General features: G+C 73.5%; 15 protein-coding genes. 7 read left to right on the top strand and 8 right to left on the bottom strand.

Going from position 1 to position 21,158, the window contains the following annotated elements; all coding sequences use genetic code 11:
- The first annotated feature begins 1 nt into the window (after nucleotide 1).
- Nucleotides 2–457, top strand: a complete 456-nt coding sequence (locus QHG49_RS05035; protein WP_301487361.1) for a hypothetical protein — start codon at nucleotides 2–4, stop codon at nucleotides 455–457.
- A 67-nt stretch (nucleotides 458–524) separates the two neighbouring features.
- Here QHG49_RS05035 and QHG49_RS05030 read toward each other — a convergent pair whose 3' ends face one another.
- The 5 genes from QHG49_RS05030 to QHG49_RS05010 all read right to left on the bottom strand — a co-directional run bounded on the left by QHG49_RS05030 (nucleotide 525) and on the right by QHG49_RS05010 (nucleotide 8,074).
- The gene (locus QHG49_RS05030) at nucleotides 525–2,744 is read right to left on the bottom strand and encodes an NADP-dependent isocitrate dehydrogenase (protein WP_301487360.1); all 2,220 of its coding nucleotides are present in this window, start codon (nucleotides 2,742–2,744) and stop codon (nucleotides 525–527) included.
- Nucleotides 2,745–2,864: 120 nt separating this feature from the next.
- Nucleotides 2,865–3,266 carry a DUF4186 domain-containing protein gene (locus tag QHG49_RS05025; RefSeq protein WP_301487359.1) on the bottom strand — a complete coding sequence of 134 codons (402 nt, stop codon included), beginning with the start codon at nucleotides 3,264–3,266 and terminating at the stop codon, nucleotides 2,865–2,867.
- An 872-nt stretch (nucleotides 3,267–4,138) separates the two neighbouring features.
- On the bottom strand, nucleotides 4,139–5,224 hold the full coding sequence (locus tag QHG49_RS05020; RefSeq protein WP_301487358.1) for a mechanosensitive ion channel family protein: 1,086 nt from the start codon (nucleotides 5,222–5,224) through the stop codon (nucleotides 4,139–4,141).
- A gap of 189 nt (nucleotides 5,225–5,413) precedes the next feature.
- A complete protein-coding gene (locus QHG49_RS05015; protein ID WP_301487357.1) occupies nucleotides 5,414–6,925 on the bottom strand; it encodes an amino acid permease in 1,512 nt (503 codons plus the stop codon).
- Between the two features lie 66 nt (nucleotides 6,926–6,991).
- Nucleotides 6,992–8,074, bottom strand: a complete 1,083-nt coding sequence (locus tag QHG49_RS05010; protein ID WP_301487356.1) for a hypothetical protein — start codon at nucleotides 8,072–8,074, stop codon at nucleotides 6,992–6,994.
- A 351-nt stretch (nucleotides 8,075–8,425) separates the two neighbouring features.
- Here QHG49_RS05010 and QHG49_RS05005 point away from each other — a divergent pair, with 351 nt between their 5' ends.
- The 4 genes from QHG49_RS05005 to QHG49_RS04990 are packed head-to-tail and all read left to right on the top strand — an operon-like array spanning nucleotide 8,426 to nucleotide 13,937.
- Complete coding sequence (locus tag QHG49_RS05005; RefSeq protein WP_301487355.1) at nucleotides 8,426–9,898, top strand: FGGY family carbohydrate kinase; 1,473 nt, start codon at nucleotides 8,426–8,428, stop codon at nucleotides 9,896–9,898.
- Complete coding sequence (locus QHG49_RS05000; protein ID WP_301487354.1) at nucleotides 9,895–11,325, top strand: NAD(P)/FAD-dependent oxidoreductase; 1,431 nt, start codon at nucleotides 9,895–9,897, stop codon at nucleotides 11,323–11,325. The genes QHG49_RS05005 and QHG49_RS05000 overlap by 4 nt, the downstream gene beginning before the upstream one ends.
- Nucleotides 11,322–12,626 carry an FAD-dependent oxidoreductase gene (locus QHG49_RS04995; RefSeq protein WP_301487353.1) on the top strand — a complete coding sequence of 435 codons (1,305 nt, stop codon included), beginning with the start codon at nucleotides 11,322–11,324 and terminating at the stop codon, nucleotides 12,624–12,626. Before QHG49_RS05000 ends, QHG49_RS04995 begins: the two co-directional genes overlap by 4 nt.
- 39 nt (nucleotides 12,627–12,665) lie before the next feature.
- Nucleotides 12,666–13,937 (top strand): HEAT repeat domain-containing protein, encoded by a 1,272-nt coding sequence (locus QHG49_RS04990; protein WP_301487352.1) that lies wholly within the window; start codon nucleotides 12,666–12,668, stop codon nucleotides 13,935–13,937.
- A 204-nt stretch (nucleotides 13,938–14,141) separates the two neighbouring features.
- Here QHG49_RS04990 and QHG49_RS04985 read toward each other — a convergent pair whose 3' ends face one another.
- A complete protein-coding gene (locus QHG49_RS04985) occupies nucleotides 14,142–14,900 on the bottom strand; it encodes a crotonase/enoyl-CoA hydratase family protein (protein WP_159706805.1) in 759 nt (252 codons plus the stop codon).
- Between the two features lie 43 nt (nucleotides 14,901–14,943).
- Complete coding sequence (locus QHG49_RS04980) at nucleotides 14,944–15,918, bottom strand: lysylphosphatidylglycerol synthase transmembrane domain-containing protein (RefSeq protein ID WP_301487351.1); 975 nt, start codon at nucleotides 15,916–15,918, stop codon at nucleotides 14,944–14,946.
- A 137-nt stretch (nucleotides 15,919–16,055) separates the two neighbouring features.
- Between QHG49_RS04980 and QHG49_RS04975 the strand changes: the two genes are divergently transcribed.
- A complete protein-coding gene (locus QHG49_RS04975; protein ID WP_301487350.1) occupies nucleotides 16,056–17,966 on the top strand; it encodes an ABC transporter ATP-binding protein in 1,911 nt (636 codons plus the stop codon).
- Nucleotides 17,967–18,017: 51 nt separating this feature from the next.
- Here the strand turns inward: QHG49_RS04975 and QHG49_RS04970 are convergent, their stop codons facing one another.
- Entirely contained in the window at nucleotides 18,018–20,219 is a 2,202-nt protein-coding gene (locus tag QHG49_RS04970) for a 2Fe-2S iron-sulfur cluster-binding protein (RefSeq protein WP_301487349.1), read from the bottom strand.
- Nucleotides 20,220–20,441: 222 nt separating this feature from the next.
- On the opposite strand from QHG49_RS04970, the gene QHG49_RS04965 reads away from it, so the two are divergent.
- Nucleotides 20,442–21,062, top strand: coding sequence for a TetR/AcrR family transcriptional regulator (locus QHG49_RS04965; protein ID WP_301487348.1), 621 nt, complete (start codon nucleotides 20,442–20,444; stop codon nucleotides 21,060–21,062).
- The last annotated feature ends 96 nt before the right edge of the window (nucleotides 21,063–21,158 follow it).

The following is a 21,158-nucleotide window of genomic DNA, read 5'->3' as shown; positions in this document are numbered from 1 at the left end:
CATGAACCACCGCCACGTCTCCGCCGCCCTCGTCGCCGCCTCGGCCGCGGCCCTGCTCGCCACCGCGTCCGGGTCCGCCGGCGCCGCCCCGAGGCAGGCGGCCGCCCCGGCCGCCGCGGCCACCACCTGGAAGCCGTGCCACCTGCCCGCGGGCCGCCACTTCCTGAAGCTGGACTCCGCCAAGAACGTCAAGGGCAAGGCCGTCGTGCGCGTCACCCCGCAGACCTGCAAGGTGAACACGAGGAACGACGAGGACGTCGTCTACACCCCGAGCGGCGCCGCCCGCTCGCTCGGCTTCGCGTCGGGCGCCTCCGTCGAGGTCCTGCGCGACACCACGACCGTGAAGGTCGCGCCGACCTGGCTGGCGAACCACAAGCTCGCCAACACCCCGTACTTCACCTACCACGTCAACGCCAAGGGCCAGATCACCGCCCTGTCGGAGATCTACCACCCGTAAGCGGGAACAGCAGCGCGCCCCACCACCCGACGAGGGCGGTGGGGCGCGCCGCTGTGATGAGCCGGGATCAGCTCAGCGAGGCGAGCGCCGCGTTCCAGGTGGCCGACGGACGCATCACCGCGTCCGCCTTCTCCTGGTCGACGCGGTAGTAGCCGCCGAGGTCGACCGGCCGGCCCTGGACGCTGTTCAGCTCGGACACGATCTGCTGCTCGTCGGCCGCGAGGGACTCGGCGAGCGGCGCGAACGCCTTGGCCAGGTCGGCGTCGTCGGTCTGCTTGGCCAGCTCCTGCGCCCAGTACAGGGACAGGTAGAAGTGGCTGCCGCGGTTGTCGATGCCGCCGAGGCGACGGGTCGGGGACTTGTCCTCGTTGAGGAAGGTCGCCGTGGCGCGGTCCAGGGCGTCGGCCAGGACCTTGGCGCGGGTGTTGCCGGTGGCCGCCGCGTACTGCTCCAGGGAGGGGACGAGCGCGAAGAACTCGCCGAGCGAGTCCCAGCGCAGGTAGTTCTCCTTGACCAGCTGCTGGACGTGCTTGGGCGCGGAGCCGCCGGCACCGGTCTCGAACAGGCCGCCGCCCGCCATCAGCGGGACGACCGACAGCATCTTGGCGCTGGTGCCCAGCTCCAGGATCGGGAACAGGTCGGTCAGGTAGTCGCGCAGCACGTTGCCGGTGACCGAGATGGTGTTCTCGCCGCGGCGGATGCGCTCCACCGACAGCTTGGTGGCCTCGATCGGGGACAGGATCCGGATGTCCAGGCCCTCGGTGTCGTGCTCCGGCAGGTACTCCTTGACCTTGGCGATCAGCTGCGCGTCGTGGGCGCGGTTCTCGTCCAGCCAGAACACGGCCGGGTCGCCGGTGGCGCGGGCGCGGGTGACGGCCAGCTTGACCCAGTCGCGGATCGGGTCGTCCTTGGTCTGGCAGGCGCGGAAGATGTCGCCCTGGGCCACGGCCTGCTCCAGGACCACGTTGCCGGCCGCGTCGACCAGGCGGACCGTGCCGTCGGCCGGGATCTCGAAGGTCTTGTCGTGGGAGCCGTACTCCTCGGCCTTCTGCGCCATGAGGCCGACGTTCGGCACCGAGCCCATGGTGGACGGGTCGAAGGCGCCGTTGGCGCGGCAGTCCTCGATCACGGCCTGGTAGACGCCGGAGTAGCTGTGGTCCGGCAGCACCGCGAGGGTGTCGTGCTCCTGGCCGTCCGCGCCCCACATGTGGCCGGAGGTACGGATCATCGCGGGCATGGAGGCGTCCACGATGACGTCCGAGGGGACGTGCAGGTTGGTGATGCCCTTGTCGGAGTCGACCATGGCCAGCGCCGGGCCGTCGGCCAGCTCGGCGTCGAAGGACGCCTTGATCTCGGCACCCTCGGGCAGGTTCTCCAGGCCCTTGTAGATGCCGCCGAGGCCGTCGTTCGGGGAGAGACCGGCCGCCTTGAGAGTCTCGCCGTACTTCGCGAACGTCTTCGGGAAGAAGGTGCGCACCACGTGACCGAAGATGATCGGGTCGGAGACCTTCATCATCGTGGCCTTCAGGTGCACGGAGAACAGCACGCCCTCCTGCTTGGCGCGGGCGACCTGCGCGGCGAGGAACTCGTTGAGGGCGGCGGCGCGCAGCACGGCGGCGTCCACGACCTCACCCGCGATGACCTTGAGCGGCGCGCGCAGCTCGGTGGTGGTGCCGTCGGCGCCGACCAGCTCGAAGCGCAGGGTGGTGTCCTCGGCGATCACGGTGGACTTCTCCGTGCTGGCGAAGTCGTTGTCGCTCATGGTCGCCACATTGGTCCTGGACTCGGCGGTCCAGGCGCCCATGCGGTGCGGGTGGGTCTTGGCGTAGTTCTTCACCGAGGCCGGGGCGCGGCGGTCGGAGTTGCCCTCACGCAGGACCGGGTTGACCGCGGAGCCCTTGATCTTGTCGTAGCGGGCGCGGATCTCGCGCTCCTCGTCCGACTTCGGGTCGTCCGGGTAGTCCGGCAGCGCGTAGCCCTTGCCCTGCAGCTCGGCGATGGCGGCCTTGAGCTGCGGGATGGACGCCGAGATGTTCGGCAGCTTGATGATGTTGGCCGAGGGGGTCTTGGCAAGCTCGCCCAGCTCGGTCAGCGCGTCCGCGATGCGCTGGTCCTCGTTCAGGTACTCCGGGAATACGGCGATGATGCGCCCGGCCAGCGAGATGTCGCGGGTCTGCACGGGCACACCGGCCTGCGAGGCGTACGCCCGGACCACCGGCAGGAACGAATGCGTCGCCAGGGCCGGGGCCTCGTCTGTATACGTGTAGATGATGGTCGAGTCAGTCACCGGGTGCTCCGCTCCACGTCTGCAACATTGCTCGACATCAAGATATCTCGTGCCGGGGGCGGGCTCGACAGGGGTGGCTCCCGGGGCCGCTGTTTTCCGCCGACCGGCCGCCCTGCCTGGTCAGGCGCCTCCGCTTGGTTCCCCGGCCCCACGGGTGAGCTCGCGCTCGATCCAGCGGCAGATCACCTCCACGACGTACAGGTGTTCGTCCCTGGTCAGCTGTCGTCCCTTGGGGATGCCGTGCCACCGGAGCAGGCAGTTCCGGCAGCAGGTGGCGGTCGCGTGCTGCGCCACGAAGACGGGGTGGCCCCGGTACGGCGTCTGCTTTCCGTCCTTGTACGGCTCGGCCGGCGCGAGCCGCTTGGCGACCAGGTCATAGGCGTGCCACCGGATCGTGGCCACCCCCTTCTCCTCGGCGGTGACCCGCTCCGGCCCCCGCAGATGAAACCGGGCCCGGAACGGCTGCCGGGCAAGGGCGTCGAGCCGCTGGTCGAGGGGGTGGGGGTCGGGGGAAACGGTCATATCGGTACGAGGGTACGGGGTGGGGCGGGGATCGTGCGGGGGCCGGGGGCCGGGGACCGGGGCCTGCGCTGGGGGCCGGGGGCCTGGGGCCCGGGCCGGGTCGGGTCGGGCGGGCAGGGGTCGGGTGCCGGGTCCGGGTCCGGGTAGCGGGGTGTGGGGTGCCGGGTCCGGGTGGCTGTGTGCGGTGCGGGGTGCCGGGTCCGGGTGGTCGGGTGCGGGGTCGGAGGCGGGGTGCGGGTTCCGCTTAGGGCTTGGCCGGCCCCTCGGTGAGGTGTTTCTGTCTTGGCTGCGGGCTTCCGCATCCGCCCCGGTGGCCGCCTCGCTCCCTGGCCTGCGTGTACGGCCCCCACCCCGGGCCGCCTGTACGACGGCCCTCGCGCTCGGGCGTGCCCGGCTCCCGTGCCCGGCGGCCGTGCCGGGAGGCGGGATCCGGCTTTTGTGGCGCGATCTGTTCTGCGGCCCGCGTTCTCGGCGGCCCCCAGTTCCCGGCTTCCGCTTTGGCTGCCGGTGTGCGGCTCGTCCGGCCTCGGTGGTCGGCGTTCGTCTCCGACCTCCTGCGGTGACGGGTCCCCACCCGCCCGGCCGGCCCCCGCCGAGGAGGCGGAGCTTCGCCTCTGTGACCGGTCTCAGCCGCGCGCTCCTGATCTCCGCGAGCGACGGCCCCCGTCCCCGCCCGTAACCATGACGCGCCCCCATCCCCGTCGGCGGTCGGGTCCCCGTCCTCCCGATCGGTGCCCCGCTCAGCGGCTTCCCGCGCCCTGCACGAGCGACGGGCCTCCGTCCCGACGAGCGACGGGCCTCCGTCCCGCCCGCGATCATGGCGCGCCCCCACCTCCCTCGGCGGCCGGGCCCCCGCCCCCGCCAGCGACCCCCTACTCGGCGGGCTCCCGTGACACGTCCCCCGCGCTCCGCTGCTGCGGAATCGTGAAGGAGCCCTGCTGGATGGCGACCGTGCGGACCGGGGAGGGGATGCGGATGTTCTCCTCCTGGTAGCGGCGGTGCAGGCGCTTGATGAATTCGTGTTTGATCCGGTACTGGTCGCTGAACTCGCCGATGCCGAGGATCACCGTGAAGCCGATGCGGGAGTCGCCGAAGGTGTGGAAGCGGATCGCGGGCTCGTGGTCCGGCAGCGCCCCCGGCACCTTGCGCATGACCTCCACGACCACCTCGGCGGTCACCCGCTCCACCTTCTCCAGGTCGGCGTCGTAGCTCACGCCCACCTGCACCGGCACCGTGAGCCGCTGCTCGGGCCGGGTGTAGTTGGTCATGTTGGCCTTGGCGAGCTGGCCGTTCGGGATCACCACCAGGTTGTTGGACAGCTTGCGGACCGTCGTCTGACGCCAGTTGATGTCGACGACGTACCCCTCCTCACCGCTGCTCAGCTGGATGTAGTCGCCCGGCTGGACGGTCTTGGACGCCAGGATGTGGACGCCCGCGAAGAGGTTCGCGAGAGTGTCCTGGAGCGCGAGCGCCACCGCGAGACCGCCGACGCCCAGCGCGGTGAGCAGCGGCGCGATGGAGATCCCCAGCGTCTGGAGCACCACCAGGAAGCCGATCGCCAGGACCAGCACCCGGGTGATGTTGACGAAGATGGTCGCCGAGCCCGCCACCCCCGACCGCGACTGCGTGAACGTGTGCACCAGACCGGTGATCACCCGCGCCGCGGACAGCGTGGCCACGAGGATCAGCCACACCTCCAGCACCTGGTCGGTGTGGTGCTGCACGGACCTGGTGAGGGGGAGCACGATCGCCGCGGCCGCCACCCCCGCCGCGACCAGCGCCCACGGCACGATCGAGCGCAGCGCGTCCACGATGATGTCGTCGCCGCTCCACCGGGTCCGCTTGGCGTGCTTGGCCAGCCAGCGCAGCAGCGAACGGGAGAGGAAGGCGGCCAGCAGGCCCGCCGCGACCGCGACGCCGGCGACCACCGCGTCGTCCAGGGTCAGCGCACGGTTCACCGCTCACCCCCAAAACCCGGGATCCGTACGGAGGGCCGTATGCGAGGTCTCGTCACGTTGTCACCTGCTCGATGTGCGGGAAGTACGAACGTGCCGGCCCCGGAACTCCGGTGACCGGCACGAGCGTTCATCCTGCCGTATCCGGAACGCGCCCTCTCACCGGGCCCGCTGGAGCACCGGGGCCCTCGATCAGATGATGCCCTCGGCGAGTTCGGCCTGGTCGCGGTCGCTGCCGTACGCCGCCGTCGGGGTGCCGTACGAGCGGCGGGCGACGTACCACCAGGCGCTGGCGAGGAGGAGGACGACGGCCAGTGCCACGGCCGCGTAGTTCATCGTGCCGACGGTGACCGGCGAGGACTGCGGCAGGCAGAACAGGACCGTGACACCCGCCACCCAGACCACCGCGACCCAGCCGACCGGCCTGCTCCACCGGCCCAGATGCCAGGGCCCGCGCCGGAACCGGTCGCCCGCCCGCAGCCGCAGCAGCACCGGGATGGCGTACGCGGGGGTGATGCCGATGACATTGATCGCGGTCACCGCGTTGTACGCAGTCGCCGAGTACAGCGACGGCAGCGCGAGGACCCCGGCCACCCCCACCGACAGCCATACGGCGGCCACCGGGGTCTGGGTGCGGCCACTGACCGTGCGCCACAGCCGGGAGCCGGGCAGCGCGCCGTCCCGGCTGAACGCGAACACCATCCGGCTGGCCGCGGCGACCTCGGCGTTCCCGCAGAACAGCTGGGCCACGATCACCACCAGCAGCAGCGCCTTCGCGCCACCCGTGCCGAGGCCGTCGAGCAGGATCTGCGCGGGCGGCACCCCGGTGGCAGTGGTGCGCGTGGCGTCGTAGTCCTGGATGGCGAAGGTCAGCCCGGCCAGCAGCACGAAGCCCGCGAGCCAGGAGACCCAGATGGCCCGGACGATGCCCTTGGCCGCCGACACCGAGGCGCGCGAGGTCTCCTCGGAGAGATGGGCGGAGGCGTCGTAGCCGGAGAAGGTGTACTGGGCGAGCAGCAGGCCGATCGCCGCGACGTAGACCGGGTTCGACCAGCCGGTCCCGTTGACGAACGTGGTGAACACGAAGGACGGCGAGCGGTGGTGGTCGGGGACGATCGCGAGCGCGCCGACGATCAGCGCGACGCCCGCCAAGTGCCACCAGACACTGACCGAGTTGAGGAGGCTGACGACGCGGACGCCGAACAGGTTCAGCACCGCGTGCAGCAGCAGGACGGCGCAGAAGATCAGCATCGTCCTGCCCGGGGTCGGCACGAAGCCCCACTGGAGGTTGGCGAACGCGCCGGCGAACAGGGCGGCGCCGTAGTCGATCCCGGCGATCGCGCCGAGCAGCCCCAGCAGGTTCAGCCAGCCCGTGTACCAGCCCCAGCGGCGCCCGCCGAGCCGGTCGGCCATGTAGTACAGGGCGCCCGACGTCGGATACGCGCTGGTGACCTCGGCGAGCGCGAGCCCGACGCACAGCACGAACAGCCCGACGCCCGCCCAGCCCCACAGCATCACGGCGGGCCCGCCCGTGTTCAGGCCGAACCCGTACAGGGTCATACAGCCGGACAGGATCGAGATCACCGAGAAGCTGATCGCGAAGTTGCCGAAACCGCCCATGCGGCGGGCGAGTACGGGGCGGTAGCCGAGTTCGCGCAGGCGCCGCTCCTCGTCCTGCTGGGGCAGCTCGGGGGAGGGGGACATGGGGGGGACCTCCGGGGGTGGGGGGGGACCTGGGGGTTCGGGAGTGGACCGGGACGGTGGGGGCGCTCAGGGGCGGGTTCCGGTGCGGGTGCGGGGCTCGGCGCAGGCATCGGCACAGGCTTTGGCGGGGGTGCCCGTGGCGGTGTCGCCGGCCAGGGCGCGGCAGTGGTCGCGGGCCCGTGTGAACACGTCCACCGGGCGTTCCCCGTCCCGGGCGCGGTACATCCAGGGCGGCGGGCTGAAGTACGGGCCTATCGCCTCGAACACCCGGTCCGCGCAGGCGAATTGACGGGCACCCCACAGGGCGTGCGCCAGATGGTTGAGGTCCGGTTGCGCGCGCCGGCCGGGTGGCGCGTGCTCGAACCAGGCATGCAGGGCACCCCGCGCCTCGTCGACGGCGGCGTCCGTGGCCCAGTGCGTGTGGTCGGGGCGGTGCGCGCGCCGGTGGCGCTCGACACGGACGTGGAGGGGAAGGAGGTGGAGCGCCGATCCGGGTGGCGCCTGCGCCGCGGCCCAGCGGGCGTAACCGGCGGCGTCCGTCAGGCTGTTGGCGTCCTCGTCGGGGCCCCGCGCTCCCGTACGACCGTCCACGCCGCGTCGCGCGTACAGGAACTGGAGCATCCGGTGATGCGCCTCGCGGTTGAACGGATCCCGCTCGGCGGCCTCGGCCAGCAGCCCCCAGGGGCCCGGCACGAGGTGCGGCTCGGGCGGATCGGCCCGGTGCTCCGCCCAGCGCTGCTCGGGGTCCAGCTGGGCGAGGGCGAGCAGGCAGATCCAGGGCACGGGATCACGCGGCGCGGGCAGGGTCGCGGTCTCGGCGGCGTCCCATGCCTCGATCCACAACTCATGGGCGCGCAGATGCCGTTCGCGGCGCGCCCGTAACGCCCGTTCCACACCGATCCGGGCCCGCATCACCTGGGCGTGGGCGCTGTCCGGCTCCTCCGCGAGCCAGGCGCGCACCACGTCGCTGCCGGCGGCCGCCGCCGCGAGGATCTGGGTGCGCCGGGTCCACATCCACCACTCGGTGGTCTCCGCGAGCAGGGTGCGCATGGCCACCCAGCGCCCGGCGCGCACCTCCTGGAGGACCGCGCGCAGGGCGTGGTCGGGTCCTGCGGGGTCGTAGGAGGGTCTCGCTCCCTCGCGTGCCATCAGCCGATGCCCCGGAGCCGGTGACGCACGGACGAGGCGGCGGAATGAGGTGGCAACAGCCCTCCCCTGGGCGGTGCGTGGTGGTCGGCGGCCACTATAGGGGTGGTCGTTCTGCCTCACCATTGTTGCCAACTCAATGAGCCAGCCGGGTGAGTTGGAAGATCATCGGTCTGCCACGGGTCGGCTTGACGCCGGATGCGCGCGGCGGCAGGCTGACGCGGTGATCTCTGGTGCCGGGCGCGGGAGGGGTACGGATGGCAGGGGCGGTACGGTGACCGGGCTGCCGCGAGGGACGACGGGGGCGGCGGGCCGGACGGCCGCACCGGGGTGGTGGACGGCTGGATCCGAGCGGTGGACGGCCGTACCGGAGCGGCAGACGGCTGGACCGGCGTGACGGCGGGGCCGGTGCTCGCCGTCGACCAGGGCACCTCCGGCACCAAGGCGCTCGTGGTCTGCCCGGAGCGCGGCGTCCTCGGCACCGGATACGCCGAGGTCCGTCCCCGGTACCGGCCCGGCGGGCTGGTCGAGGTGGACCCGGACGCGCTGTACGACTCGGTGGTCACGGCCGGCCGGAGCGCCCTCGCCGAGGCCGGGGAGCCCGTCGTCGCCCTGGGCCTCGCCAACCAGGGCGAGACCGTCCTCGCCTGGGACCCCGCCACCGGCCGCCCGCTCACCGACGCCCTGGTCTGGCAGGACCGCCGCGCCGAGCCGATCTGCGCCGAACTGGCCGACAATGCCCAGGAGTTGCGGCATCTCACCGGGCTCCCCCTGGACCCCTACTTCGCCGCGCCCAAGATGGCCTGGATCCGCCGCCATCGCACCCGCGAGGGCGTCGTCACCACCTCGGACGCCTGGCTGGTGCACCGCCTCACCGGCGCCTTCGTCACCGACGCCGCCACCGCCGGCCGTACCCAGCTCCTCGACCTCGACCACGTCGCCTGGTCGTCCCGCGCCCTCGACCTCTACGGCCTCACCGGCGAGCGCCTCCCGGAGATCACCGACGTCGCCCAACCGGTCGGTAGCACCAGGGAGTTCGGCTACGACATCCCGCTCACCGGCCTGATCGTGGACCAGCAGGCCGCGCTGCTCGCCCAGCGCGTCACCACCCCGGGAGCCGCCAAGTGCACGTACGGCACCGGCGCGTTCCTGCTCGCCCACACCGGCGAACGCCCCCGGCGCGGCGACTGCGGGCTGGTCAGCTGCGTGGCGTGGCGGCTGCGCGGGACCACCAGTTACTGCCTGGACGGCCAGGTCTACACGGCCGCCTCCGCCGTGCGCTGGCTCGCCGACCTCGGCGTCATCGGCTCCGCCGCCGACCTCGACCCGGTCGGCGGCACCGTCCCCGACAGCGGCGGCGTCACCTTCGTACCCGCCCTCGCCGGACTCGCCGCCCCCTGGTGGCGCGGCGAGCTGCGTGGCTCCCTCACCGGGCTCGGCCTCGACACCACCGCCGGCCATCTGGTGCGCGCCCTGTGCGAGGGCATCGCCGCCCAGGTCGCCGAACTCGCCGGGGCCGCCGCCACCGACCTCGGCACCCCGCTCGGCGCGCTGCGCGCCGACGGCGGCCTCACCCGCTCCGCGCTGCTCATGCAGACCCAGGCCGATCTGCTGCAACTCCCCGTAGAGGTGTCCGCGTTGCCCGACGCCACCGCGCTCGGCGCCGCCGCCCTCGCCCGCCTCGGCGCCGACCCCGCCCTCGACGCCGCCGACGTCCTGCCCGAGGAGCGCCCCGCCGCCGTGTACGAGCCCCGTATCCCGGCCGACCGGGCGGCCGAGCGCCGCGCCCGCTTCCGCGCGGCCGTCGCCGCCCTGCCCGGCGCATGAGCGGCCCCGCGCCCCCGACCGTCACCGCCGAGGGCCCCCTGCCCGACCGGCCGTACGACATCGCGGTCGTCGGCGCCGGGGTCGTCGGCTGCGCCATCGCCCGCCGGCTCGCCCGCCACCCGCGTCTGAGCGTGGCCCTGATCGAGGCGCGGAACGATGTGGGCCAGGGCACCTCCAAGGCCAACACCGCGATCCTGCACACCGGTTTCGACGCCGTGCCCGGCACCCTGGAGGCCCGGCTCGTCCGCGAGGGATCCGCCCGCCTCGCGGCCTACGCGGCCGAGTCCGGCATCCCGGTCGAACCCGTCGGCGCGCTGCTCGTCGCCTGGGACGAGGAACAACTCGCCGCCCTGCCACGGCTCGCGGAGAAGGCGGAAGCCAACTCCTACCACGACGCGCGTCCGTTGAGCGGAGCGGAGCTGTACGCCCGTGAGCCGCACCTCGGTCCCGGCGCGCTCGGCGCCCTGCACATCCCCGGCGAGAGCATCATCTGCCCCTGGACCACCACCCTGGCGTACGCCACCCAGGCCGTCCGCGCCGGAGTCCACCTGCACCTGAACGCCACGGTGGAACAGGCGACGTGGGACGGCGGCCACCACCTGCACACCTCCCGTGGCGCCCTGCGCGCCCGCTACCTCGTGAACGCGGCCGGGCTCGGCGCCGACACCCTCGACCGCCGCCTCGGACGCGACGACTTCACCGTCACCCCGCGCCGCGGCCAGCTCCTGGTGTTCGACAAGTTCGCCCGTCCGCTGGTCCGGCACATCCTGCTGCCCGTACCGACCGCGCTCGGCAAGGGGATTCTGGTCGCCCCCACCGTGTACGGCAACGTCCTGCTCGGCCCCACCGCCGAGGACCTGGACGACAAGCGGGCCACCGGCACCACCGCCGACGGCATCGCCACGCTGCGGGAGCGGGGCCGCCGTATCCTGCCCGCGCTGATCGACGAGGAAGTCACCGCCGTCTACGCCGGGTTGCGCGCGGCCACCGGGCAGGAGGACTACCGGATCGCCGCGCACCCCGAGCGGTCGTACGTCACCGTCGGCGGCATCCGATCCACCGGCCTGACCGCCTCCCTGGCCATCGCCGAGCACGTCACCGCGCTGCTCGCCGCGACGGGCCTCGACCCCGGCCCCGAGCGCGACCTCGATCCGGTGCGCATGCCCAACCTCGGCGAGGCGTTCCCGCGCCCCTACCAGCGGCCCGGACCGATCGCCGCCGACCCGGCCTACGGCACCCTCGTCTGCCACTGCGAGCGGGTCTCCCTCGGCGAGATCCGCGACGCCCTCGCCGCCCCGGTCCCGCCGCGCGACCTGGACGGCCTGCGCCGCCGCACCCGGGCCCGGGCGGGCCGCTGCCAGGGGTTCTACTGCGGTGCCGCGGTACGGGAGTTGTTCGAGCGGCAGGGAAGGGGCGAGCGGGCGTGACGGCGGTACGACAGGTCGACGTCCTCGTGGTCGGGGCCGGGCCCGCGGGTCTCGCCGCGGCGGCCCGGCTCGCCGCCGCCGGTGCCGGACGCGTGGAGGTCCTGGAGCGGGAGGCGCGGCCCGGGGGAGTGCCCCGGTACTGCGCCCACGGCGGCTTCGGCACCTGGACCCGACCGCTGACCGGCCCGCAATACGCCCACCTGCTCGCGACGGCGGCCGAGCGGGCAGGCGCGGTGATCAGAACCCGAACCACCGTGCTGGACTGGGAAGGTGGAGCCGCCTCCGGCACGAACGTCCTGCTGACCGTCGGGCCCGACGGACCCGAGGCCCTCGCCGCGCGGGCCGTCGTCCTCGCCACCGGGGCCCGTGAACGCCCCCGCGCGGCCCGCCTGGTGCCGGGCACCCGGCCCGCCGGCGTCTACACCACCGGTGAACTCCAGCAGACAGTACACCTGTTCGGGCAGCACATCGGTACCCGGGTGGTCGTGGTGGGCGCGCAGGACGTGTCGTACGCGGCGGCCCGGACCGTCCGCACGGCCGGTGCCGAGGTCGTCGCGCTGGTCACGGAACACCCCCGGGCCCGGACGAGCCGCGCCCGCGCGCGATCCGCCCGTCTGGTCCAGGGCGTTCCGCTGCTGACCGACACCACGGTCACCGAACTCCTCGGCCACGGGCGGCTGTCCGGCGTCCGCGTACGCCACCGGGACGGCCGTACGACCGTACTGCCCTGCGACACCGTCGTGTTCACCGGCGACTTCGTCCCGGACCACGAACTCGCCCGGCGCGGCGCCCTCGCCCTCGACCCCGGCACGCGGGGCCCCGCCGTGCCCACCACCCTGCACACCTCGCGCCCCGGCGTCTTCGCCGCCGGGAACCTCCTGCACGCCGTGGAGCCCGCCGGCACCGCGGCCCGCGAGGGGGCCGGGGCGGCCGGTGCCGTCCTCCACCACCTGGCGGGCGCCCCCTGGCCGCGCCCCGGTGTCCCGGTCACCGTCGAACCGCCGCTGCGCTGGATCACCCCCAACCGCATCACCCCCAACGACCTTGATCCCAAGGGCCTCGATCTCAACGGCCTTGATCCCGGCCGCATCGACCCGGCCGCCCCGCCCCCACCCCACCTCCTGCGCACCGGCACCCCCCTGCCCCGCCCCGTCCTGTACGTCCACCAGGACGGCCGCCTGCTGCACCGCGCCCGCCTCGGCCCCGGCACCGCCCAGCCCTACCGCACCCTGAAGCTCGACGCGTCCTGGCACGGGCGGGTGGACCCCGAGGGCGGGGAGGTGAGGGTGAGCGCGGGCTGAGCCGGGGGCGTTGTCAGTGGCGTGTGCGACAGTGCGGTCGTGACTGAGATCAACACTGCGGTGCCCGCCGCGCTGTCCGGCCTCGACGCCGTCGACTGGTCCGCGCTGACGCACGCCTACGGCCCCGCCGACGACGTGCCCGGACTGCTGCGCGCCCTGTGCTCCCCGGACGAGGAGCAGCGCCACCAGGCCCTGGGCGCGCTGTACGGCAACATCTTCCACCAGGGCAGCCGGTACCCGGCCACGGCCGCCGCGGTGCCGTTCCTGATCCGGATGGCGGCGGACCCCGCCCTGCCCGACCGTGCCGTGTGCCTCCAACTGCTGGCCGCCCTCGCCATCGGCTACGACGAGGCCCAGCTGCCCGGCGGGATCGCGATCGCCGAGTGGCGGGCCGCCGTCGAGGAGGTCCGCGCGCAGGACCCGGAGGCGATACGCGCCGAGTACGACGCGTGGGTCGAGGCGGCGGGCGACGACAGGGAGCGGCGCATGCGGGAGTTCCGCCGCGACATGTACGACCATGACCAGCATCTGGAGGCCATGGCGGCGGAACTGGGCGCCTACGACGCGGTGCGCGCGGGCATACCGGCACTGCTGCCCCTGCTCGGGGACACGGACGCGGCCGTACGGACGGGCGCGGCCTATGTGCTGGCCTGGTTCCCGGAGGCGGCCGGGGAGAGCCTGCCGAGGCTGCTCACGAGGCTGGACGAGGAGCGCGACCCGGTGGCCCTGGCCACCGCCCTGGTGACCGCCGGGCTGCTCGGCGACGACGGCAGCGGACCGGAACTGGCGCTCCGGCTGCGGCCGTTCCTCACCGCCGGGGAACCGGTGGTGCGCTGGGCGGCGGCCACGGCGCTGGCCCGGCTCGGCGGCAAGGGCGTCGAGGCGGCCGTCACCGCCGACATACTGGCCGAACTCGTGTCCTGCGCCGGGGAACCGGGGCCGGACGAGCCCCGGGTCCCGTTCCACGAGGGCGACACGCGCGGCTACTCCGCGGCCTCCCTCACCCTGCTCGCCGACCGGTACCCGCGGGAGGCCCTGGACGCGGTGACCGACGGACTCGCCGCCACCACCGGACCGGCGAGCTTCCCCGTCGCCACGGCCGCGCTGCGGCTGGCCTTCGGCGACCCCCGCCCGGACGGACCCGGCGCCTTCACGGACCTGACCGAACCCCAGCGCCGCCTGGTCCGGGTCCTCGCCGGGCTCGACAAGGACACCTGGCGGTGGGCGAACTTCTGGGACATCGTCCGCTCCTGGGGCCTGCCCACCCCGCGCGACGCACTGCGCGCCTACGCCGGGCTGCCCGAGGAGTGACGACCGTGAGGGGGGTGCTCGAATGAGGCGTGGGCGGATGAACTGCGCGCGTACGAGGCGTGCTTGTACGCGGTGTGCCCGTACACGCTGCACCCGTACACGCTGCACACGCACACGCTGCACCCGCGGGCGACGCACTCGCATCCGCTGCTCTCGCACGTGGCGTACTCGCATGCGGCGTACTCGTGCTCGTGCGCGGTGCGTTCAGCTGAACGAGCCGTGCCGCCCCGCCCCCGAGGCGAACCGGGCGGCGCCCTCCGCGCTCTGCGCCAGCACGCCCGCCCCATGGCGGAGTTCACCGAGCAGCGCCGCCTCCTCCGGCAGGCCCTCCTGGTCGAGGACCGAGGCGCGGTCGCTGCGCAGGCACGCCTGCGGGAACCGGGCGATCTCCGCGGCCAGCGCCTCCGCCTCCGCGCGGGCGGTGCCGGTCGGCACCACGCGGTTGGCGAGCCCCATCGCGTACGCCTCCGGCGCCGCCACCGGACGGCCGGTCAGGATCAGGTCCATGGCCCGGCTCGTCCCGATCAGCCGGGGCAGTCGTACGGTCCCGCCGTCGATCAGCGGCACCCCCCAGCGGCGGCAGAACACGCCGAACACCGCGTCCTCCTCGGCCACCCGCAGATCGCACCACAGGGCCAGCTCCAGGCCGCCCGCCACCGCGTGCCCGGCGACGGCCGCGATCACCGGCTTGGACAGCCGCAGCCGGGTCGGACCCATCGGCCCGTCGCCGTCCTCGGCCACCCGGTTGCCCCGCTCGGTGCCGATCGCCTTCAGATCTGCGCCCGCGCAGAACGTGCCGCCCTCGCCCCACAGCACCGCCACCCGGGCGTTCTCGTCCCCCTCGAACTCGCGGAACGCGGCGACGAGTCCGGCCGCCGTCGGACCGTCCACGGCATTGCGGGCCGCGGGCCGGGACAGGACGACGGTGGTGACGTACTCCTCGCGCTCCACACGGACCGGCACGGCGGGTTCTCCCTCTCCAGGCGGCTGGGAGGGCCACTCTGCCTCAGATGACCTTCAGCCGCACCAGCGCCCCCAGCGTCAGCGCCCCCGGCAGCAGCGGCGCCCAGACCGTGATGATCCGGTAGGCCAGTACCACCGCCGTGGCCGGTGCCCCCGGACCGCCGACCGCGACCAGGGCCACGATCAGCGCCGCCTCCACCGAACCGAGCCCGCCCGGGGTGGGCACCAGGGCCACCGCGACCGTCGCCGCGAGATAGGCGAGCGCCATATGGGCGGGCGGCACCGGCAGTCGCAGCGCCCGGCCGACCGCGGCGAGCCCGGCCGCCTGGAGCGCGGGGAAGGCCAGCGAACCGCCCCACAGGGCCAGGGCACGGACCGGCCGGGTGTGCACGGAGCGCGCCTCGCCCACGGCGTCCCGTACGAACGCGGCGGCCCGGACGCGCAGCGGTCGTACCAGCGCCCCGGCGGCCACCGCGGCCACCAGCAGCCCGGCCGCGCCCAGCAGCAGCGGCGGGGCCGAGCCGTGCGGCAGCAGCGGGCCGAGCCGCAGCGCGTCCGGGAAGGCGAGCAGCAGCACGGCCAGCAGACCGAGCCGGCCCGTGCTCTCCGCGAGCAGATACAGGGCGAGCGCCGCCGAGGAACGGGCCGGCGGCACCCCGCACACGGTCATGAAGCGCAGGTTCACCGCGCCCGCGCCGAGCCCGGTGGGCAGCAGATGGTTGGCCGAGGCCGCCGCGAACTGGGTGGCCAGCAACCGGCCCTTGGGCAGCGCCTGGACCACCGCGCCCTGCCGGGTGACGGCCGCCGCCACCCAGGTCAGACAGGTGGCACCGGCCGCCGCGAGCAGCCAGGGCCAGGAGGCGGTGCGCAGCTGGCCGAAGCCCGCGGCGAGCAGCGAGCGGTCGCGTACGGCGGCCACGGCGACCAGCGCGAGCGGCAGCAGGCACAGCGCCTGGCGGACGGGCACGCGACGGGGGAGTCGTACCCGGGAGAGCGGGGGAGTGGGGACGGCAGTCACATCCGCAGAGGGTCCCGGCGCCGCCCCAACCGGAGGTGGCGTCGTCGGGGACGGCGGCTTAAGGGCAGTGGTCGGCGGAGCGGGTGAAAACCCCCGGATGTTGACCTCGACGAAGCTTGAGGTTCTACGTTCTCCACATGAGCATGGAGACCACCGCATGGACGCAGCTGCACAGCGTGATGAACGTGCAGGCCGAGCGCCGTCCCTTCGCCCGCGTCACGCTGCGCCGCATCGCCGCCTTCGCCCGCCCGCACCGCGCCGGGATCATCCGCTTCGTCCTGCTCGGGGTCCTGACCGCCCTGCTCGCCGTGGCGACCCCGGTGCTCGCCGGGCACGTCGTGGACGCCATCGTGTCGGGGCGCGACTCCGGGACCGTGGTCCGCCTGTCGCTGCTGATCGCACTGGTCGCCCTCGCCGAGGCCGGGCTCGGCATCCTCGGCCGGCGCCTGTCGTCCACGCTCGGCGAGGGACTCATCCTCGACCTCAGGACGGCCGTGTTCGACCATGTGCAGGGGATGCCCGTCGCCTTCTTCACCCGGACCCGCACGGGAGCGCTGGTCAGCCGGCTCAACAACGATGTGATCGGAGCCCAGCGGGCCTTCGCCAACACCCTCTCCGGCGTGGTGACCAACCTGGTCACCCTGCTGCTGACGCTCGCCGTGATGCTCACCCTGTCCTGGCAGATCACCCTGCTCGCCCTCGTGCTGCTGCCCGTCTTCGTGCTGCCCGCGCGCCGCATGGGCAGCCGGATGGCCCGGATGCAGCGGGAGGCGGCGGCGCTGAACGCGGCCATGGGCACCCGGATGACCGAGCGGTTCTCCGCGCCCGGCGCCACCCTGGTCAAGCTGTTCGGCCGCCCCGACGAGGAGTCCGCGGAGTTCGCCGCCCGCGCGTCCCGGGTCCGGGACATCGGGGTGCGTACGGCCACCGCCCAGTCGGTGTTCATCACCTCCCTCACCCTGGTCTCCGCCCTCGCGCTCGCCCTCGTCTACGGCCTCGGCGGCTGGTTCGCGCTGCGCGGCACCCTGGAGGCCGGCGCGGTCGTCTCGCTGGCCCTGCTGCTGACCCGCCTCTACGCCCCGCTCACCTCGCTGGCCGGGGCTCGGGTGGAGGTGATGAGCGCCCTCGTGAGCTTCGAACGGGTCTTCGAGGTGCTGGATCTGAAGCCGCTGATCGAGGAGAAGCCGGACGCGACCGAGGTGCCCGAGGGCCCGGTGGCCGTCGAGTTCGACGCGGTCCGTTTCGCCTACCCGGCCGCCGACCAGGTCTCCCTCGCCTCCCTGGAGGAGGTCGCCGCCCTCGACACCCGCGGCGGCACCGAGGTCCTGCACGGCATCTCCTTCCGCGCCGAACCCGGACAGACCATCGCCCTGGTCGGCTCCTCCGGCGCCGGGAAGTCCACCATCGCGCAGCTGCTGCCGCGGCTGTACGACGTCGACGCGGGCGCCGTCCGGGTCGGCGGGGTGGACGTGCGCGATGTGACGGCGGCCTCGCTGCGGGCCACGCTCGGCATGGTCACCCAGGACGGCCACCTCTTCCACGACACCGTCCGCGCCAACCTGCTGCTCGCCCGCCCCGGCGCCGCCGACGAGGAACTGTGGGACGCCCTCGGCCGCGCCCGCCTCGCCGAGGTCGTACGGTCTTTGCCCGACGGCCTCGACACGGTCGTCGGCGAGCGCGGCTACCGGCTGTCCGGCGGCGAGCGCCAGCGGATGACGATCGCCCGGCTGCTGCTGGCCCGCCAGCGTGTCGTCATCCTCGACGAGGCCACCGCCCACCTGGACAACACCTCCGAGGCCGCCGTCCAGGAGGCCCTCACCGAGGCTCTGGAGGGCCGCACCGCGGTGGTCATCGCCCACCGCCTGTCGACCGTCCGCGCCGCCGACCAGATCCTCGTCATCGAGTCCGGGCGGATCGCGGAACGGGGCACGCACGAGGAACTGCTGGCGGCGGACGGACGGTACGCCGAGCTGTACCGCACCCAGTTCGCGCAGGGACCCGGGGCGGGGGACGCGGCGGTCGTGACGGCGGAGGCGGGGGCGGTCTGACGCGGCGTCCGCCCGCCCGTGAACGGTGAGCGGTCCATCGGAGTTCGGCCCTCAGTTCCGGCCGGGGGCCGCCGGGTCGGCGAGGTCGAGGGTCACCTTGGACAGCGGACAGCTGACGCATGTCAGCACATGGCCGTCGGCCTTCTGCTCGGGAGTGAGGCAGGTGCCTTCAGGCCGCGTGACTTCTCCGCCGCGTACGCGCACCCTGCACGCGCCGCAGTTGCCGACCGTGCAGGAGTACGGCATGGGCAGTCCCGCGGTGAGAGCGGCGTCGAGCAGGGTCTGGCCGGGTTCGACCACGGTGGTCCCGACGAGGCTCCCGTTCCTCTCGACTCGCAGCTCCTGGGGTTGTGCGGCGACGGCGGGAGCGGTGGCGCCGCCGGTGAAGCGCTCCTGGTGGATGAATTCCTCCGGTACGCCGAGCTGTTGAAGGACGTCGTGGACGGTGGCCATGAGTGCCTTGGGACCGCAGACGTAATGGTGTGCGCTGTCGGACGGGGGCAGGCCGGTCACCCACCGGCGGATGCCCTCGGCGTCGAGTCGGCCGTCGCGGCAGGTGAGGACGTGGGTGACGGTCAGCCGGCCGGGATGGTCCTTCTCCATACGGCTCAACTCGTCGCGGAAGATGATCTCTTCGGGGCTGCGGCTGCTGTAGAGAAGGTCGATTCCGCCGTCCGACGCGGGATCGGCCAGGTGGGTTCGGATCATGCTCATCAGAGGCGTGATGCCGCTGCCGGCCGCGACGAGCACCAGGTGTCCGGGTGCCCGATCCGGTGCGTGGAAGGTGCCGGAGGGGCCGCGTACCGCGAGGCGGTCCCCGGGGCGCAGGCTGCCGTGAGCGTGGGTGGAGAAGAGCCCGCCCGGCACCTGTTTGACGGTCACTTCCAGTCGGAGGCCACCGGGGGCCGAGGAGGCCGAGTAGGCGCGCCGTACCGGGTGGCCCTCGATCTCCGTGACCAGGGTGAAGAACTGTCCGGGGCGGAAATCGAAGGGCTCGGCCGTTCCGTCGGCGTCTTCGAGGACGAGGGTGCGGGCGGTGGGTGTCTCCTGCCGTATCTCGCGGACGCGCACGGGCCGCAGCGGGCTGTCCGCCGGCTTCTCCGCGGGCACCTCGCGGTGGCGATCGGTGACGGGGGCCCGGACGTCGTCGTAGCCCTCCTTGCGCAGTCCGGCGACGTAGGCACGGTCGATGGCCTTCCGCATCAGCCGACTCACGCCGGGAATGGAGGTGATGAGCTTGGCCGACCATCCGGACACGCGTCCGGAGTCGGCCGCCCCGGCGGCCAGGTGCGCGCCGCCCAGGGCCATCATGTCGGGTGCCTCCCCCTGACCGGTCCGGCCGTCCGGCGTCCACAGCCGTGCCCGGGCCACGGCGTCGTTGGCGCGCACCTCTGCGTACTCGACGTCGATGAGGAGCGCGAGGTGCGGTGGCACTCCGCGCAGCGCCATCGACTCCAGGAGCGGGGCGTCGTCGGTGATCGCCGCGCGCCCGTGCAGATGCAGCACGCCGCTGCGGCCGGGGACGAGCGCGGCGAGCGAGAGCCGGTCGTCCTGGAGCAGGTTGTGCAGGGTGTCCGCGCGCCTGTTGCCCTTGCGGTCGGCGAGGACCAGGGTGCGGCCGTCCACGACGCGGGCCGCCGCCTGACGCTCCCCGCGCGGGCTGGTGTCGCTGCCGTTCCCGGTGTCCCAGGTGGTCAGGGCCAGGAACGGCGCGGCGGCCAGGAAATCGCTCACGCCGGGGCCGGTCAGCGGGCCGTCCCCCGCCACGGGTCCCGCCGTCCGGTGCGGTGCGGGCGGTTCCCACAGACCGGAGCGGATGACGGCCTGTGCGCAGTGCACGTATGCCTCGGTGACGTCCACGGCTGTCTCTCCGCTCGTGAGGGTGGACGCGGTGCCGTTGACGCGCAGCACCTCGCCCACACCGGGCAGCAGGAAGAACAGCGAGGCCGGACCGGGGGCGGCGGCCGGCCCGGTGAGGGGGAAGGAGAACCGCTTCGGGGAGTGGACGCGCGCGAAACCGGGCCTGCCACCGACGAAGGTGGTCCGGGCGGTGCCGGTCGCGTCTCGGTACCCGAAGGCCGCGACCGGGCTGAAGGCCAGGACCTCGCGGCATCCCGCGTCGAGGGCGCTGATCTGCTTGCGCGTGATCATCGCGGCCGGGCGGCCGACGACCGCCTCGACCTCCTCGGCGGAAGAGAGCCGGTGCACAGAGTCGGGCCGGTGTGTCTGTTCCAGCCGGTGTGTCTGTTCCATGGGACTCCTTGTCGGCCGGGGCGGACCGGCCGGGTCGCGGGCAGCCGGGGAAGAAGACGTCCCGCCCAGGCAGCCGCGGTCGTCGGCCAGGGGCTGCCGGATGCGGTCGGCCGACCAGATCCGGCGGCCACTTGCGCGGATATCTCCGCAGCTCATGGCACTATTCTGAGCAGAAGCTCAGCTTTTTGCTACTCGCTTTCCGCTGCCCGGAAGGACCGACGGATGACCGCCTCGGAACGCCGACTCGCCCCACGTCGCAAGCCTCGCCAGGTACGTGCCGAACTCACCCGGGAGCGCATCCTCGACGCCGCTGCTCAGGTTTTCGCCGAGCACGGCTACGCCGCCGGCACCACCAACCGCATCGCCGAGCACGCCCGCCTGTCCATCGGCTCGCTCTACCAGTACTTCCCGAACAAGGACGCCATCCTGGCCGAGCTGCTGGTCCGGCACATCGACCGCGGGGCCTGGGAGGGAGCCGAAGAGCTGGAACTGAGCCCCGGCAGTCTGAAGGAGACGGTGCGCGCCCTGGTCCGCGACGCGATCGACCACCACCGCGACGACCCGCAGCTCCTGCGCATCATGATCGAGGAAGCGCCCATGTCCGGTGAACTGATCGAAGCGATCGAACGGCACGGCAAGGCGCGGGTGAGCCAGGTACGCGGCGTGCTCGCCCGTCACCCCGACGTCCGCGTGCGGGATCTCGACATGGCCGCGGAACTCGTCGTGGGAACGGTCGAGATGAACACCCACAAGCTCATGGCCACCCCACATCCCAGGCAGGTCGACAGGCTGGAGTCGGAGCTGGTCGCCATGATCACCCGCTACCTCAGCGGTGATCAGTGACCGTCGGCTGTACCGGTCACGGGCGTACCTTGTCGGCACGACGGCCCGTGCCGAGGCGGGCCGGGAACGCCGGGTGAGGCCCCCGCACGTGTGAGC

The organism is Streptomyces sp. WP-1 (assembly GCF_030450125.1).
Taxonomy (GTDB): Bacteria; Actinomycetota; Actinomycetes; order Streptomycetales; family Streptomycetaceae; genus Streptomyces; species Streptomyces incarnatus.
The sequence above is the reverse complement of the archived record's forward strand: the minus strand, read 5'-3'. Positions and strand labels throughout refer to the sequence as shown.

What these genes read in the sequence shown, in the direction of transcription:
- QHG49_RS05025 (WP_301487359.1), bottom strand. Translation starts at nt 3,266, where the DNA reads ATGACCGTTTCCCCCGACCCCCACCCCCTCGACCAGCGGCTCGACGCC.
- QHG49_RS04975 (WP_301487350.1), top strand. Translation starts at nt 16,056, where the DNA reads ATGAGCATGGAGACCACCGCATGGACGCAGCTGCACAGCGTGATGAAC.
- QHG49_RS05000 (WP_301487354.1), top strand. Translation starts at nt 9,895, where the DNA reads ATGAGCGGCCCCGCGCCCCCGACCGTCACCGCCGAGGGCCCCCTGCCC.
- QHG49_RS05035 (WP_301487361.1), top strand. Translation starts at nt 2, where the DNA reads ATGAACCACCGCCACGTCTCCGCCGCCCTCGTCGCCGCCTCGGCCGCG.
- QHG49_RS04970 (WP_301487349.1), bottom strand. Translation starts at nt 20,219, where the DNA reads ATGGAACAGACACACCGGCTGGAACAGACACACCGGCCCGACTCTGTG.
- QHG49_RS04965 (WP_301487348.1), top strand. Translation starts at nt 20,442, where the DNA reads ATGACCGCCTCGGAACGCCGACTCGCCCCACGTCGCAAGCCTCGCCAG.
- QHG49_RS05015 (WP_301487357.1), bottom strand. Translation starts at nt 6,925, where the DNA reads ATGTCCCCCTCCCCCGAGCTGCCCCAGCAGGACGAGGAGCGGCGCCTG.
- QHG49_RS05010 (WP_301487356.1), bottom strand. Translation starts at nt 8,074, where the DNA reads ATGGCACGCGAGGGAGCGAGACCCTCCTACGACCCCGCAGGACCCGAC.